The sequence below is a fragment of the Pseudomonas sp. Sample_16 genome (genome assembly GCF_004307665.1).
Classification (GTDB): domain Bacteria; phylum Pseudomonadota; class Gammaproteobacteria; order Pseudomonadales; family Pseudomonadaceae; genus Aquipseudomonas.
In genome coordinates, this window is sequence record NZ_RCOB01000085.1 from 1 (window position 1) to 15501 (window position 15501).

The 15501-nt window shown below is 60.1% G+C and carries 11 protein-coding genes; all 11 read right to left on the reverse strand.

All coding sequences use genetic code 11. The features are described from left to right. Positions 1-881: class I SAM-dependent methyltransferase (locus D8U69_RS12335; protein ID WP_130907398.1), on the reverse strand; the 881-nt coding region annotated here is incomplete at its 3' end. Between the two features lie 192 nt (positions 882-1073). Beyond that, positions 1074-1946 (reverse strand): oxygenase MpaB family protein, encoded by an 873-nt coding sequence (locus D8U69_RS12340; RefSeq protein WP_130907399.1) that lies wholly within the window; start codon positions 1944-1946, stop codon positions 1074-1076. 128 nt (positions 1947-2074) lie between these two features. Beyond that, positions 2075-4012 (reverse strand): acetate--CoA ligase, encoded by a 1938-nt coding sequence (gene acs, locus D8U69_RS12345; RefSeq protein ID WP_130907400.1) that lies wholly within the window; start codon positions 4010-4012, stop codon positions 2075-2077. A gap of 170 nt (positions 4013-4182) precedes the next feature. Continuing rightward, positions 4183-5847, reverse strand: a complete 1665-nt coding sequence (gene pgi / locus D8U69_RS12350; RefSeq protein ID WP_056855627.1) for a glucose-6-phosphate isomerase — start codon at positions 5845-5847, stop codon at positions 4183-4185. Positions 5848-6209: 362 nt separating this feature from the next. After that, positions 6210-7070 carry a pantoate--beta-alanine ligase gene (gene panC / locus D8U69_RS12355; protein WP_130907401.1) on the reverse strand — a complete coding sequence of 287 codons (861 nt, stop codon included), beginning with the start codon at positions 7068-7070 and terminating at the stop codon, positions 6210-6212. Further along, positions 7067-7867 carry a 3-methyl-2-oxobutanoate hydroxymethyltransferase gene (gene panB / locus D8U69_RS12360; protein WP_130903546.1) on the reverse strand — a complete coding sequence of 267 codons (801 nt, stop codon included), beginning with the start codon at positions 7865-7867 and terminating at the stop codon, positions 7067-7069. The genes panC and panB overlap by 4 nt, the downstream gene beginning before the upstream one ends. 361 nt (positions 7868-8228) lie before the next feature. Further along, positions 8229-8714: a 2-amino-4-hydroxy-6-hydroxymethyldihydropteridine diphosphokinase gene (folK, locus tag D8U69_RS12365; protein WP_056855624.1), complete on the reverse strand. Its 486-nt coding sequence runs from the start codon at positions 8712-8714 to the stop codon at positions 8229-8231. Positions 8715-8717: 3 nt separating this feature from the next. Further along, on the reverse strand, positions 8718-10118 hold the full coding sequence (locus D8U69_RS12370) for a polynucleotide adenylyltransferase PcnB (protein WP_056855623.1): 1401 nt from the start codon (positions 10116-10118) through the stop codon (positions 8718-8720). A gap of 744 nt (positions 10119-10862) precedes the next feature. Continuing rightward, entirely contained in the window at positions 10863-12302 is a 1440-nt protein-coding gene (locus D8U69_RS12380; protein ID WP_056855622.1) for a sigma-54 dependent transcriptional regulator, read from the reverse strand. Positions 12303-12324: 22 nt separating this feature from the next. Continuing rightward, positions 12325-15279, reverse strand: a complete 2955-nt coding sequence (locus D8U69_RS12385) for a sensor histidine kinase (protein ID WP_177434431.1) — start codon at positions 15277-15279, stop codon at positions 12325-12327. After that, complete coding sequence (locus tag D8U69_RS12390; RefSeq protein WP_003176118.1) at positions 15263-15439, reverse strand: hypothetical protein; 177 nt, start codon at positions 15437-15439, stop codon at positions 15263-15265. The genes D8U69_RS12385 and D8U69_RS12390 overlap by 17 nt, the downstream gene beginning before the upstream one ends. Positions 15440-15501 lie beyond the last annotated feature (62 nt).

Genomic DNA, 15501 nt, shown 5'->3' on the forward strand with positions numbered 1-15501 from the left:
TCGTCCATGCTGACTTTCGCCAGGTTGTTGCAGCAGATCAGCACGCCGTCGTCGGCGGTGGTCAGCAGCGCGGGTTTGAGCAGGCTCTGATAATCGCGCAGCAGGTCGACGGTGCCGAACGCGCTCTTGGCCCAGGCGGGTGGGTCGAGCAGTACCAGGTCGTACTGGCGCTGTTCCAGGCGCGGATAGCTCGGCAGCTTCTGCCCGCGACGCTGGCTGATCGGCAGGCCGGCGAGTTGGCGAATGGCCGGGAAATAATCGGACTGGATGAACGCCATGGTCGGCAACTGCGGGTTGAGCATGCCGTTTTCGCGACCGACCGCCAGGTTGCCTTCGGCGAAGTCCAGGTTGCACACCTCGCGGGCGCCACCGGCTGCTGCGCTGAGGCCAACGCCGCAGGTGTAGGCAAACAGGTTCAGTACACTTTTGTTCTTGCTGTGATCCTTGACCCAGCCACGGGTATTGCGCAGGTCGAGGAACAGCAGCGGATCCTGCCCGGCGTGACGGCCGCGAACGCGGTAATTGAGGCCCCACTCGTGACCGACCAGATCTTGCAGCGCTGCTTCCTCCGCGCGGTAGACGCTGTCTTCGCGGTCGATGCGCGAGTTGCCGCGGGAGCGGTCGTTGTAGACCAGCAGGGTTTCAAGGCCCAGATGGTTGTTGATCGTTTCGTGCAGGTTCAGCAGGTCTTCGCGTTCCAGCGATTGATGAAAGCTCTGCACCATCAGCTGCGGACCATAACGATCGATGGTCAGGCCACCGGCGCCTTCCTGGCTGCCATGGAACAGGCGATAGCAATCGGTGCCCTGGCTGTGCAGCTCGGCCAACAGGTCCTGGCGATGATCGAGGGCGGCGCGCAGCGCCTGGTTCAAGGAAGACATGCTGGGCGCCTTGCAGGAGGTGATTTGGCGCGGGAGTTTAACACTGTGGAGTTTGGATGAGGGGCTTGCCTGTGGCGAGGGAGCTTGCTCCCGCTCGAGTGCGCAGCGCTCGCAAAAAATCGAAATGTCCCTGGGTTTTGGGGCCGCTTCGCAGCCCTGCGGGAGCAAGCTCCCTCGCCACAGAGTCCGGGGTCAAGTCAGCAGGCCCATCCGTCGCTTGGCCCGCTGTACCGAGCCATTGCGTACCGCCCAGCGCAACATCGGCGCACTGCGATTGACGCTGGCGCGGATCAGTTTGCGTTGCAGCGGGCTCTGGCGCACGTCGAGCATGTCACTGGCCCAGTCCGGCAACAGGTCAATGCCGGCCTGCATCATCAATCCGCCGAAAGGCCTGGCGAGGCGGCTGGGGGATGGCGCATTCAACAACAGCCGCAACACTTCCCGACTGCGCTCATCGCACAGCAATTGCGGGCGAATGCGCTCAAGGTATGCGGAAATTTCCTGTCGTGAGCGCGGCACATTCCGGGCACCCAAGCGTTCTGCCACCAGCGCTATTTCAGCGTAATAGCGGTCCTGATCTTCCGGCGACAGATGTGGATTGCGATAGCGCAAATGTGCGGCGAGGAAGTTGCTGACCTCGGCTACATGTACCCAGGTCAAGAGCTCGGGATCGCTGGCGGCGTAGGGGCGGCCGTCAGGCGCAGTGCCGGTTATTTGCAGGTGAATGGTGCGGACTTTTTCGATCAGCCAGTCGGCATCCTGTCGCGAGCCGAACGTGGTGCCGGAAATGAACTGCCCGGTGCGGCGTAATCGGCCGAGCATGTCCTCGCGGAAATTCGAATGGTCCCAGACGCCGGCGAGGGCCAGCGGATGCAAAGCTTGCAGCATCAGCGCGCTGATGCCACCGATGAGCATGCTGCTGAAGTCACCATGAACTTGCCAGCTCACGGAGTCAGGCCCGAACAGCCCGGGATCGCCCTTGGGGTTCTCCAGATCGAGCTTGCCCAAGGATAGACCGGTCAGGCTCATGATTTGGGTTTCAATGCGGGTGCGGATGAATTCCATGGTGTCCCGGTGATTTCCTGTTTTTCTGTGGGCGCATGGCTTGCCCGCGATGAACGATCACGCCATCTGCTGTTGAACCGCGTTATCGTTCATCGCGAGCAAGCTTTGCTCCTACCGACAGCAGTGCGTTATTGGTTCAGGCGTTTATCGATCAGGCCTTGCACCACGCTTGGGTCGGCCAGGGTCGAGGTGTCGCCCAGACTGTCGAGTTCGTTGCAGGCGATCTTGCGCAGAATGCGCCGCATGATCTTGCCCGAACGGGTTTTTGGCAACGCGGGTGCCCACTGGATCAGATCCGGTTTGGCGAAACTGCCGATTTCCTTGCTGACCAGCGCCAGCAATTCTTTCTTCAGTTCGTCGCCGGGTTCGACGCCGTTCATGGGGGTGACGAAGGCGTAGATGCCCTGGCCCTTGACGTCGTGAGGGTAACCCACCACGGCGGCTTCGGCGATGCTGTCGTGCAGCACCAGGGCACTTTCCACTTCGGCGGTGCCGATGCGATGCCCGGACACGTTGATCACATCGTCGATGCGCCCGGTGATCCAGTAATCGCCATCTTCGTCACGACGGGCGCCGTCACCGGTGAAGTAATAGCCGGGGTAGGGCTTGAAGTAGGTGTCGACCATCCGTTGCGGATCGCCATAGACGCTGCGGATCTGCGCCGGCCAGCTTGATTTTATGGCGAGCACGCCGCTACCGGCGCCCTTGATTTCCTTGCCTTGTTCGTCGAGCAATACCGGTTGCACACCAAACATCGGTTGTGTGGCGCAGCCGGGTTTGATCCGTTGCGCGCTCACCAGCGGGCTGAGCATGATGCCGCCGGTCTCGGTCTGCCACCAGGTATCGACAATCGGGCAGCGCTCTTCGCCGACTGCATGAAAGTACCACTCCCACGCCTCCGGGTTGATGGGCTCACCGACCGTGCCGAGCAATCTGACGCTGGCCCGGGAGGTTTCCTTCAACGGTTGCGGACCTTCACGCATCAGTGCGCGCAAAGCGGTGGGTGCTGTGTAGAAGATGTTCACTTTGTGCTTGTCGATCACCTGCCAGAAGCGCGAAGTGCTCGGGTAGCTCGGCACGCCCTCGAAGATCAACGTGGTCGCACCATTGGCCAACGGCCCGTAGACAATGTAGCTGTGGCCCGTCACCCAGCCGACATCGGCGGTGCACCAGAACACTTCGCCATCACGGTAGTCCAGCACGTACTTGAAGGTCATCGCCGCTTGCAGCAGGTAACCGCCGGTGGTGTGCAGCACGCCTTTGGGTTTGCCGGTGCTGCCGGAGGTGTACAGGATGAACAACGGATCTTCGGCGTCCATCGGCTCGGGTGGACAGTCGTCGCCGACATCGCGCAATGCCTGGTGATACCAGATGTCCCGGCCTTCGACCCAATTCACCTGATTCTGTGTGCGCTCGACCACCACTACGGTGCTCACGTCCGGGCAGCTTTGCAGGGCTTTGTCGACATTCTGTTTCAACGGCACGAATTTGCCACCGCGCACGCCTTCATCGGCGGTGATCACGGTGCGACAGTCGGCATCGAGAATCCGGTCGCGCAGCGAATCCGGGGAGAAACCGCCGAACACCACCGAATGCACCGCACCGATACGCGTGCAGGCGAGCATGGCGTAGGCCGCTTCAGGAATCATCGGCATGTAGATGCACACGCGGTCGCCTTTCTTCACGCCACGGCTTTTAAGCACGTTGGCCAGGCGGCAGACATGGTGATGGAGTTTTCTATAGGTGATCTGGGTGGATTCGGCCGGATCGTCGCCTTCCCAGATGATCGCGATCTGATCACCGCGTTTTTCCAGGTGACGGTCGATGCAGTTGTAGCTGACGTTGAGTTTCGCGCCGGCAAACCAATTGGCCTCACCGGTTTTCAGGTCGTAGCGCTGGACGGTGTGCCAAGGCGTGCTCCAGTCGAGGAAGCGGGTGGCTTGCTCGGCCCAGAACGTACTGGGGTGTTCGATGGATTCGCGGTACAGGCGGTGGTAGTCGTCTTGACTCAGTTGTGCAGCCCGGCGGACGGCATCGGCCTTGGGGAACGTGCTGATATCGAACATGACGGTTCCTTATTCTTGTTGTGCGACAAGAGGGGAGCTGCGCGACCCTCGTAGGAGCCGGCTTGCTGGCGAAAGCGGCGTATCAGTCTACAAAAATGTTGAATGACACACCGCTTTCGCCAGCAAGCCGGCTCCTACAAGATTAGTACCCCCACAGGAACGGTGTCAGATCAACCGCGGTGACGCCCGCGGAAGTAGTTGATCAGGCCTTGGGTGGATGCGTCGTCAGCCGGGGTTTCCTCGCTGCCGACCAGGCGGTTGTAGACGCCTTTGCCCAGTTCCTTGCCCAGCTCCACGCCCCACTGGTCGAAGGCGTTGATGCCCCAGATCACGCTCTGCACGAAGACTTTGTGTTCGTACATTGCCACCAGTGCGCCGAGGCGACGCGGGCTGATGCGTTCGACCACCAGGGTGTTGCTCGGACGGTTGCCCGGAATCACCTTGTGCGGTGCGAGTTTCTGCACGTCGTCTTCACTCATGCCTTTCTCACGCAGCTCGGCTTGCGCCTCGGCCAGTGTCTTGCCCAGCATCAACGCCTGGCTTTGCGACAGGCAGTTGGCGTACAGCCACTGGTGGTGGTCGGACACCGGATTGAAGCTGACGATCGGCACGATGAAGTCGGCCGGAATCAGCTGGGTGCCCTGGTGCAGCAACTGGTGATAAGCATGCTGGCCGTTGCAGCCGACGCCGCCCCAGATCACTGGCCCGGTGTCCGTAGCAACCGGCGTACCGTCCTGGCGCACGCTCTTGCCGTTGGATTCCATGTCCAGCTGTTGCAAATGCTTGGTGATGTTCCGCAGGTAGTGGTCGTAAGGCAGGATTGCGTGGCTCTGCGCGCCCCAGAAATTGCCGTACCACACGCCGAGCAACGCCAGCAGCACCGGCATGTTCTGTTCGAACGGCGCGCTCTGGAAGTGCTGGTCCATGGTGTAGGCACCGGACAGCAATTCCTTGAAGTTCGACATGCCGATGGCCAGGGCAATCGGCAAACCGATGGCAGACCACAGCGAGTAACGCCCGCCAACCCAGTCCCACATCGGGAAAATGTTTTCCTCGCGGATACCGAAGGCCACGGCGGCGGCATTGTTGCTCGAAACCGCGATGAAGTGGCGATACAACTCGGCTTCCGAACCACCCTGGGCCAGGTACCAGGCGCGGGCGGCCTGGGCGTTCTTCAGGGTTTCAAGGGTGTTGAAGGATTTCGACGAGACGATGAACAGCGTGGTCTCGGCGCGCAGTTTCATGGTCAGCTCGTGGAACTCGCTACCGTCGATGTTCGCCAGATAGTGGCAACGCACGCCTTTCTGCGCGTAGGACAGCAAGGCTTCGGACACCAGCTCTGGGCCGAGGAACGAGCCACCGATACCGATGTTCACCACGTCGGTGATCGGCTTCTCGGAGTAACCGCGCCACAGACCGTCATGGATGCGGCCCACCAGATCGGTGATCTGGTTCAGCACCTTGTGCACTTCGGGCATCACATTGACACCGTTGACCGACAGCTTGTCGCCAACCGGACGGCGCAGCGCGGTGTGCAGGGCTGGGCGGCCTTCGGAGGCGTTGACGATTTCGCCGTCGAACAGCGACTTGATCGCACCCTGGAGGTCGACCGCATTGGCCAGACCCACCAGCAGGTTGCGGGTCTCGGCGTTGATCAGGTTCTTCGAATAGTCGAGAAACAGGCCGCAACTGCTGAGGGTGAACTGGGTAAAACGCTGCGGGTCGGCATTGAAAGCCTCGCGCATGCTGAAATCCTGCATGGCTTGGCGGTGGTCATTCAACGCTTGCCAGGCGGGCAGAGCGGTCACGTCGTGAGGAGTGCGGTAATACGCCATCGCTGCGGGTTTCCTTTTTACTTGAACGGCCTTTTGAACACTAAAAATACCGGAGCGCCAGGGGTCGGCGGTCCGGTCAACTGCGTCGACACGAATTCATGGCGCAGGGCGACTACAGTAAACCCCGCGCAGTGATCTGTCTTGACTTTGTCTGACCCGTTTCCGGTACTTTTTTAACATCAAGGTTAGGAACGGTCCGACAAACGGAAGGGGAGAGGTCTGGAATCAGGCAATTTGGACTGGCGAAGATCGCCTTCGTGGCAGCCAGCCTGCTGGCGATGGCGGTGTGTCAGTCAAAAAACATGGGTGACTGAACATTCACGATCGCCAGTAGGTTGGCTCTCACAGAGGGTTTGTGCTGTTTAGATGGGGGTGTCGAGATTCAGGTGCAGGTTGTCGATCAACCGCGTCGTCCCGAGGAACGCCGCCACCAGAATCACCAGGTCGCGATCCTCGGCCGTTGCCGGGCGCAAGGTCAGGGCGTGGCGAATTTCCAGGTAGTCCGTGCGTAAGCCTGCAGCTTCAAGCTGTTGGATCTGCGCATTGATCAGCGCCGGGAAATCCCGCTCACCCTGCTTGATCGACTCGGCAATCTCGCGCAGCGTGCGATAAACCACTGGCGCCACGGCCCGTTGTTCTTCGCTGAGGAAACCATTGCGCGACGACAGCGCCAACCCATCGGCCGCACGGACGGTCGGCTCGCCGATGATTTGGATCGGCATGTTCAGGTCATGAACCAGCGCGCGAATCACCGCCAGTTGCTGGAAGTCTTTCTCGCCGAAAATCGCCAGGTCCGGCTGGACCATGTTGAACAGTTTGCTGACCACCGTCGCCACGCCTTCGAAGTGTCCCGGACGGCTGGCGCCGCACAGGCCTTCGGACAGCTGCGGGACGCTGACACGGGTCTGGCCGGTCATGCCCTCGGGGTACATCTCTTCAACGGTGGGTGCGAACAACAGATCGCAACCAGCTTCGAGCAGTTTTTCCTGATCCGCCGCGAGAGTGCGCGGGTACTTGTCGAGGTCTTCGCCGGCGCCGAACTGCAGCGGGTTGACGAAAATGCTCGCGACCACGAAATCCACCCGCTGGGTGGCCTTGGTGATCAGCGCAACGTGACCGCTGTGGAGGTTGCCCATGGTCGGCACGAAGCCGATGCGCTTGCCTTCGCTGCGGGCGCGGGCCACGGCGGCCCGCAGTTCGCGTACGGTTTTTACGGTGTTCATGCAGAGAATCCGTGTTCGATGCCTGGGAAGGTCGCTGCCTTGACTTCGCTGACGTAGGCGCTCAAGGCCGCGTGAATGCTTTCCTGGCCAGCCATGAAGTTTTTCACGAACTTCGGTACGCGACCAGTGATCGACAGGCCGAGCATGTCGTGCAGGACCAGTACCTGGCCGTCGGTGCGGTTGCCTGCGCCAATGCCAATCACGGGAATCTTGACGGCCTGAGTGATTTCTTCGGCCAATTCGCTTGGCACACATTCGAGCAACAGCATGGCTGCGCCGGCCTGTTCCAGCGAAATTGCGTCGGCGCGCATCTGCCGTGCCTGGTTTTCGTTGCGGCCCTGGACTTTGTAGCCGCCAAGGATATTCACCGATTGCGGGGTCAGGCCCATATGCGCGCAAACCGGGATACCGCGTTCGGCGAGCAGGCGAATGGAATCTGCCAGCCACAATGCACCTTCGACCTTGACCATGTGCGCACCCGCTTGCATCAACAGGGCGCTGTTGGTCATGGCTTGTTCGGTGGTGGCATAGGCCATGAAAGGCAGGTCGGCGAGAATCAACGCATCGCTGTTACCGCGTTTGACGGCGGCGACGTGGTAAGCCATTTCGGCAGTGGTGACCGGCAAGGTGCTGTCGTGACCCTGCAAAACCATGCCGAGTGAGTCGCCCACCAGCAGTACTTCGACGCCAGCCTGATTGCAGGCGTGGGCGAAGGTCGCGTCATAGCAGGTCAGCATGGTGATTTTCTCACCTTTCTGCTTGAGGCTCTGGAGCGTGGTCAGGGTGATGGCTGGCATGTCAAAAAATCCTCGTTCAGGCGCTATGGAAACTACTGCGAGTAACGCGCGTGATTCGTCATGTACTCAGGCGCACGGTCTTTTGTCGTGCTTATAAGGCCTGGATTGCGCCCTTGTGTGCCGCATTGGCGGCAGCGGGACGCCTATAGTCGTGATGAGAACTCGGGAAGTCAATCCGGTGTGTTACCGCATTGTTACGGGTGGGGTGTTACCGAAGTAACTGATGCGTTTCAGCAGACTGCCGGACGCAAAGTAACCCAATTAAGGAGCAAGCCTGCTCGCGATAGCGGCGTGTCAGTCAACAATCCTGGTGATTGTTCAATCGCCATCGCGAGCAGGCTCGCTCCTACAGGGGGCTGCGTCAATCTTGGGACAGGCGTTCAAGTCCGACGAACGGGCAGGCGGCCAGCAGTTCGCGGAGGGTGCGGCCATCGGCCAGGTGCAGATCCGCGGGCGCCAGTTCGGCCAGCGGGTATAGAACGAAAGCCCGCTCCTGCATGTGATAGTGCGGCACCTTGAGGCGCGCCTCATCGATCACCTGATCGCCGAACAGCAGGATATCGAGGTCCAGCGTACGTGGTCCCCAGCGCTCCAGTCGCTCGCGGCCCTGGCCGTTTTCGATGGCTTGCAAGGCATCCAGCAGGTCCAGTGGCGCCAGCGTGCTGTCGAGAGCGGCCACCGCATTGGTGTAACGCGGTTGGCCAGGGAGCAGCGAGTCGCTTTGATAAAACGCGGACACCCCGACCAGTTTCGATTGCGGCAGCTGCGCCAGCGCTTCAACAGCGCTGCGCAATTGTTCAGCCGGGTCAGCCAGGTTACTGCCCATGCCGATGTAGATGCGTTCCATCGATTACTCGCCCGTGGTACTCGAAGCGCCCGCTGCGCGTTTGCGCTTGGAGCCACCGCTGCGACGACGCTTGCGCGGCGCGCCGCCAGCTTCGTCCTTGCCGCTGAGGTCGCGAATCATGTCGCGACGTTCGCTTTCATTGGCATCCTGATAATCGGTCCACCATTCGCCCAGGCCATCGGTCTGCTCGCCGGCGCTTTCGCGCAGCAAGAGGAAGTCGTAACCGGCACGGAAGCGTGGGTTGTCCAGCAGCAGATCGGCGCGCTTGCCGCTGCGGCGGGGCAGGCGTTCCTGCATGTCCCAGATCTCGCGGATCGGCATGGTGAAGCGTTTCGGGATCGCGATGCGCTGGCATTGCTCGGCAATCAGTTCGTGGGCTGCTTCCTGCATCGCCGGAATCGGCGGCATTCCACGCTCCTGCAAGCGCAGGACGCGAGCCGGCAAGGCTGGCCAGAGCAGCGCCGCAAACAGGAAGGCCGGAGTCACCGGTTTGTTCTGCTTGATCCGCAGGTCGGTGTTGATCAGCGCTTCGCTGATCAACGTATGGGTGTAAGTCGGGTTGTACTCCAGGGCCTCGGCACTGGCCGGGAACAGAGGATCGAACAGTTGCAGGTCGACCAGCATCTCGAAGGTGTCCGCGGCGTGGCCGGAAAGGAACAGCTTGAGTACTTCCTCGAACAGACGGGCCGATGGAATCTCGCGCAGCATCGGTGCCAGGTCGCGGATTGGCGTAGCGCTGTGTTTTTCGATGCCGAAATTCAGCTTGGCGGCAAAACGCACGGCTCGCAACATCCGCACCGGGTCTTCCTGGTAGCGCTGTTTCGGATCGCCGATCAGACGGATCAATTGATTGCGAATGTCGTGTACGCCGTTGGCGTAATCGAGAATCCGTTCGCTGACCGGATCGTAATACAGGGCGTTGATGGTGAAGTCGCGGCGTTGTGCGTCTTCTTCCAGGGTGCCATACACGTTATCGCGCAGGATGCGCCCGCTTTCATTGCGCGAGGATTGATTGTTGTCTTCCTCTTCATCGTTTTGCGGGTGATTGGCGCGGAAGGTCGCAACTTCGATGATTTCGCGACCAAAGTGGATGTGCACCAGTTTGAACCGGCGTCCGATGATTCGCGCATTGCGGAATTCGGCCCGAACCTGCTCAGGGGTGGCACTGGTGGCAACGTCAAAGTCTTTCGGCGTAATGCCGAGCAGCATGTCACGCACACAGCCGCCAACCAGATACGCCTGGTAGCCAGCGCCCTGCAGGCGTTCGACGATGTTCACCGCGTAACGGCTGAATTGCCCCTTTTGCAGCGAATGTTGGCCGCTGTTGAGCACTTCAGGCGTGCTGCGGATGTGTTGCGTACGACGCAGGGGAGTACGGAATGACTGGAACAGCTTCTTCAGCATGGGATGCACTGTTTGAAGGAATGTTCGGCCAAAACAGAAGAATGACCGCATGATGGGCGGGGATTCTAGCATTTAGTCGGGGGATGGTGTAGGAAGCTGCGCAAGAGCTTGAAGGGGCTGTCTGCGGACGCAATAGGCATAGCGGCAGACTCTGGGAGCGCAGGGCGCCAAACGCCAGAAACTACAAGGGGAGCCGAAGCTCCCCAAGAAGTAGTTGCATGCTCTATTTTTGTTATTGGTTTCGGGCTTTTTGTTTTTGTTAAGTGCCCTCGCCATGAAGCTTTCCTTCATGACCCTCCCAATCGGGAGCCAAGAGCAAACGGATTGCTTTGGTCGCTGAATTGCAGTGATCTCTCGATCCAACCAGTACAGGCTCTGTCTTAAGACAGTTTTTGTTGTTCTCGGCCTGGTCGTGGGGTAAGCCCCAAATACAACGCCTCTCCAAAAGAATCAGTTAGCTGCGCCTCTCGCCGTCTTGTTTTTATTGTGCGTGAGTCGATTCGTCTTATTTTTATTGTCTTGTGCATTGCTTGTTATTGTTCTTGTACCAAACATATAGCAGGGTGCGTGCCAACTTTTGTGAGGCCCAGTAAAACAAGGGGTTAGGCGTGCTGTTGAGGTTTGCGCAGGCCAAAAAAAGCCGGGGCTTCGTTACCGTAAGCCCCGGCTTCTGTTACGTGAAAAAACTGAGGTAACAGTTTTTTCACAAAGTCACCTGTTACCCGCACATGAGACAGCTGTGGTTCAGCTCTCGCTGGCCACCCCGGTTTTGCGCCGTGGAATGCCAAGGCGCTGACGGCGTTCCCACAGGCACTTGCGGCTGACCCCGAGCTTGCGGGCCAGTTCGGTTTCGGTCATGTGGTCCTGGTGCTCGAGCACGAAATGCTGGAAATAATCCTCCAGGGACAAATCTTCGGTCGGTTCATGATTGTTGTTACCGGTGCTGGCGCTGCCCTGTTGCGGGGGCAGGCCGATGAACTCGTCGTCTTCCAGATCACCGAGTTCGATATCGATGCCCAGCAGCTCGGCGGAGATTTCCGGGCTCTCGCAAAGAATGACTGCGCGCTCGACGGCGTTCTCCAGCTCACGCACGTTGCCTGGCCATGAGTAATGACGAATGGCTTGCTCCGCATCCGGGGCGAATTTCAGGTCGGTACGATTGATCCGTGCGCTCTGCCGCGCCAGGAAGGCATTGGCGATTTCGTTGACGTCGGCACCTCGCTCGCGCAAGGCGGGCAATTTCAGCGCAATCACGTGCAGGCGGTAGTACAAGTCTTCACGGAACTGGCCGATCTTGGCCAGGCTCTTGAGGTCGCGGTGGGTCGCGGCAATCAAGCGCACATCGACTTTCTGCGACTGAACCGAGCCGACCCGTCGAATCTCGCCTTCCTGCAATACACGCAGCAGTCGAGCCTGGGCTTCCAGTGGCAACTCGCCGATTTCATCGAGGAACAGCGTACCGCCATCAGCGGCTTCCACCAGGCCTGCACGCCCGGCGCTGGCGCCGGTGAACGCACCTTTTTCGTGGCCGAACAGTTCGGACTCGATCAGGCTTTCCGGAATCGCCGCACAGTTCACCGAGATCATCGGTGCCTTGGCGCGCTTGGAGAGGTTGTGCAAGGCGCGCGCCACCAATTCTTTACCCGTGCCGGATTCGCCCTGGATCAGGACATTGGAATCGGTCGGTGCGACTTTGCGGATCTTGCCGTACAGATCTTGCATCGGCGGGCACGAGCCAATGATGCCGATTTCACCGTTGCTGTTGTCCGGGCCGGATTTGGCTGCGCCATTACTGGTTTTGCCGACAACCGGTTCACCGCTGGTCTGCAACGATTGGCGGTCGCGCAGGATGCGCGCGACGGCCTGGAGCATTTCGTCGTGATCGAAAGGCTTGGCGATGTAATCCACCGCGCCCATTTTCATCGAATCCACCGCCGAGCGCAGGCTGGCGTAACTGGTCATGATCAGCACCGGAGTGCCCTGGCCGAGTTTGATCAGCTCGGTGCCCGGGGCGCCCGGAAGACGCAGGTCACTGACGATCAGGTCGAACGTGGGAATAGTGAAGCGTTCTTGTGCTTCCTGCACTGAACCGGCTTCGCTGACCTGATACTGGTTACGTTCCAGCAGGCGGCGCAAGGCGGAGCGGATAATTGTTTCGTCTTCGACGATCAAAATGTGCGGCATTGATTCGATACTCTCGACGGTCTCAGTTCACAGCGGACGTCGCTTCGACATGACGCGGCAATGTCACCCGTATACGGGTGCCGCGCTGGCTCTGAACATCAGCCGGGCTGTCGATGGTGATTTGTCCATAATGCTCTTCAACGATGGAATAGACCAGTGCAAGGCCCAGACCGGTACCTTCACCCGGGTCCTTGGTGGTGAAGAAGGGTTCGAACAATCGGTCCATGATGCTCGAGGGGATACCGCTGCCTTCGTCTTCCACGATCAGGTCGACCGTGTGTTCGCCGGCTTCGCTCTTGACCCGCACTGCGCTGCCGGGAGGCGAGGCATCGCGGGCGTTTGAAAGCAGATTGATCAATACCTGCGCCAGCCGCTGCGGGTCGCCTTCGACCCAGTGATCGGGGTCGCACAGGTTGTAGAACTGCACTTCGAAATTACGTCGGTTCAGCGCCAGCAAACCGATTGCGTCCTGGGCGACCTCCGCCAGACAAACGGGCTCGTCGCTGTGCTGGTGGCTGCCCGCATGGGCAAAACTCATCAGCGATTGCACGATGCGCGACACACGTTTGGTCTGTTCGAGGATCTGCCCGCTGATTTCTTTGAGCTCGCCATCCTCTTCGCGCTCCTCGCGCAGGTTTTGCGCCAGGCAAGCAATTCCGGTGATCGGGTTGCCTATTTCGTGGGCAACCCCGGCGGCCAGTCGACCGATGCTGGCCAGGCGTTCGGAGTGCACCAGTTTGTCTTCGAGCATCTGGGTTTCGGTCAGGTCTTCCACCAGCAGCACCAAGCCGCTGTTGCCTGGCGCGAGCGGCTCGTCGATCGCCGCTTTGTGCAGGTTGAGCCAGCGCGTCTGGCCGTCGAGGGCCAAGTGCTGCTTGTGCAAATGCTCGTCGGGGACGTTGATGAAGCCTTGCAGCAGTTCTTTCCATGGGTCGGCGATCGTACTCAGGCGCGAACCGACCACGCGCTGCGCGGCGATACCGGTCAGCTCCTCCATGGCTTTGTTCCACATGAGGATTTCCTGATCCTTGGCCAGCGAGCAGACGCCCATCGGCAACTCCTGCAGGGTCTGGCGGTGATAGCGGCGCAGGGCATCGAGTTCAGCCGCCAGGCCGGTCAGGCGCGAGTGGTAATCCTCGAGGCGGCTTTCGATGAAGTGAATGTCTTCGGTGACATAGTTTTCGCCACCCGCCTTGTAAGGCAGGAATGTCTCTACCATGTCCTGGGCCACGCTCGGCCCCATCAGACCGGAGAGGTTGGCCTCGATGCGGTCACGCAAGCGGCGCAAGGCGTAAGGTCGACGCTCGTCGAAGGGCAGATAGAGGTCGCGCAGGGCCTGTTCGACTTCCTTCTGTGCCGCTTTGGCGCCCAACGGTTTGGCCAGTTGCGTGGCGAACTCCTGTGGCGAGGCGGCATGCAGTTCGCGGCGTTGCGGGCGACGCACGTTGTCCACGGCGCAAGCTTCGGCGGCGCTGGCTTCTTCGGTGCTGGCGTTGGTGAACAGCGAGATCAGGGTGAACATCAACACGTTGGCGGCCAGCGAGGCGATTGCGGCCATGTGCCAACTGGTGTCGTCCAGTACGTAGATCATGTTCAACAGCGGAATGTAGAAGCCTTGCAGATTGCCGACCAACGGCAACAGCATGGTCACCAGCCACACCAGAATCCCCGCCAGCAAACCGGCGATGAAGCCGCGGCGGTTGGCGGTCGGCCAGTACAGGACCGAGAGTACGCCGGGCAGGAACTGCAAGGTGGCAACGAACGCGACGATGCCGAGATTGGCCAGATCCTGTTCGGCACCCAGCAGCAGATAGAAGCCGTAACCGGCCATGATGATCGCGACGATCAGGGCGCGGCGGGTCCACTTCAGCCAGCGGTAGATGTTGCCCTCGGCTGGCGGCTGATAGAGCGGCAGCACCAGATGGTTGAGCGCCATCCCCGACAACGCCAGCGTAGTGACAATGATCAGGCCGCTGGCGGCGGACAATCCGCCGATATAGGCCAGCAACGCCAACGCCTTGCTATTGGCGGCAATACCAATGCCCAGGGTGAAATATTCCGGGTTGGTGGTGGCGCCGAGTTTCAGGCCAGCCCAGAGAATCAACGGTACTGCCAGGCTCATCAACAGCAGGAACAGCGGCAAGCCCCAGCTTGCACTCACCAATGAGCGCGGGTTGAGGTTTTCGGTAAAGGTCATGTGATACATGTGCGGCATCACGATGGCGGAGGCGAAGAACACCAGCAGCAAGGTTCGCCACGGGCCTTCCTGCAGCGGCGTGTGAAGCGCGGCGAGAGCGGTCTGGTTTTGCAGCAGCCAAAGCTCGAGTTGCTGCGGGCCATCGAACACGCCGTACAGCGCATACAGGCCGACGCCACCGAGTGCAATCAGCTTGATCACCGATTCGAAGGCAATCGCAAACACCAGCCCTTCATGTTTCTCACGGGTGGCGATGTGTCGGGAGCCGAAGAAAATCGTGAACAGCGTGATCAGCGCACAGAAACTCAGGGCCACGCGATGCTGCACCGGCTCGCGGGTGAGGATGCCGATGGAGTCCGCCACCGCCTGAATCTGCAACGCCAGCAGCGGCAACACGCCGACCAGCATGAAAATCGTGGTGAGCGCACCAGCCCAGGTGCTGCGAAAGCGGAAGGCAAACAGGTCCGCCAGGGACGACAGCTGATAAGTACGGGTAATTTTCAGGATCGGATACAGCAACACCGGCGCCAGCAGAAATGCGCCGGAAACACCGAGATAGCTGGACAGGAAGCCGTAGCCGTATTGATAGGCCAGGCCGACCGTGCCGTAAAACGCCCAGGCACTGGCGTAGACGCCCAGCGACAGGGTGTAGGTGAGCGGATGGCGAATGATCGCCCGCGGGATCATGCCCCGTTCGCTGATCCAGGCTACGCCGAACAGCACCGCCAGGTACGCGGCGCTGATCAGGATCATCTGGGTCAGGCTAAAGCTCATCGGCATCTTTTTGGCTCTGCAGGATGAAGGTCACGACGATCAGGATCAGCCAAAGCAGATAAGGGCGATACCAGGCGCCCGTGGCGTCGATCCACCAATCCATGATGGCCGGGGAAAACAGATAAATCCCCACTACCAGGAGCAGGACCAAGCGATAGATGTACATCCCGGCCTCTCTTTTTTATCCGCGTGCCCGAAAACGTGCGGCGATGGTAACGGATGGGCGTG

Excerpts from the sequence above, each read along its gene's own strand:
- D8U69_RS12340 (WP_130907399.1), bottom strand. The coding sequence starts at position 1,946 with ATGGAATTCATCCGCACCCGCATTGAAACCCAAATCATGAGCCTGACC.
- acs (WP_130907400.1), bottom strand. The coding sequence starts at position 4,012 with ATGTTCGATATCAGCACGTTCCCCAAGGCCGATGCCGTCCGCCGGGCT.
- pgi (WP_056855627.1), bottom strand. The coding sequence starts at position 5,847 with ATGGCGTATTACCGCACTCCTCACGACGTGACCGCTCTGCCCGCCTGG.
- panC (WP_130907401.1), bottom strand. The coding sequence starts at position 7,070 with ATGAACACCGTAAAAACCGTACGCGAACTGCGGGCCGCCGTGGCCCGC.
- panB (WP_130903546.1), bottom strand. The coding sequence starts at position 7,867 with ATGCCAGCCATCACCCTGACCACGCTCCAGAGCCTCAAGCAGAAAGGT.
- folK (WP_056855624.1), bottom strand. The coding sequence starts at position 8,714 with ATGGAACGCATCTACATCGGCATGGGCAGTAACCTGGCTGACCCGGCT.
- D8U69_RS12370 (WP_056855623.1), bottom strand. The coding sequence starts at position 10,118 with ATGCTGAAGAAGCTGTTCCAGTCATTCCGTACTCCCCTGCGTCGTACG.
- D8U69_RS12380 (WP_056855622.1), bottom strand. The coding sequence starts at position 12,302 with ATGCCGCACATTTTGATCGTCGAAGACGAAACAATTATCCGCTCCGCC.
- D8U69_RS12385 (WP_177434431.1), bottom strand. The coding sequence starts at position 15,279 with ATGCCGATGAGCTTTAGCCTGACCCAGATGATCCTGATCAGCGCCGCG.
- D8U69_RS12390 (WP_003176118.1), bottom strand. The coding sequence starts at position 15,439 with ATGTACATCTATCGCTTGGTCCTGCTCCTGGTAGTGGGGATTTATCTG.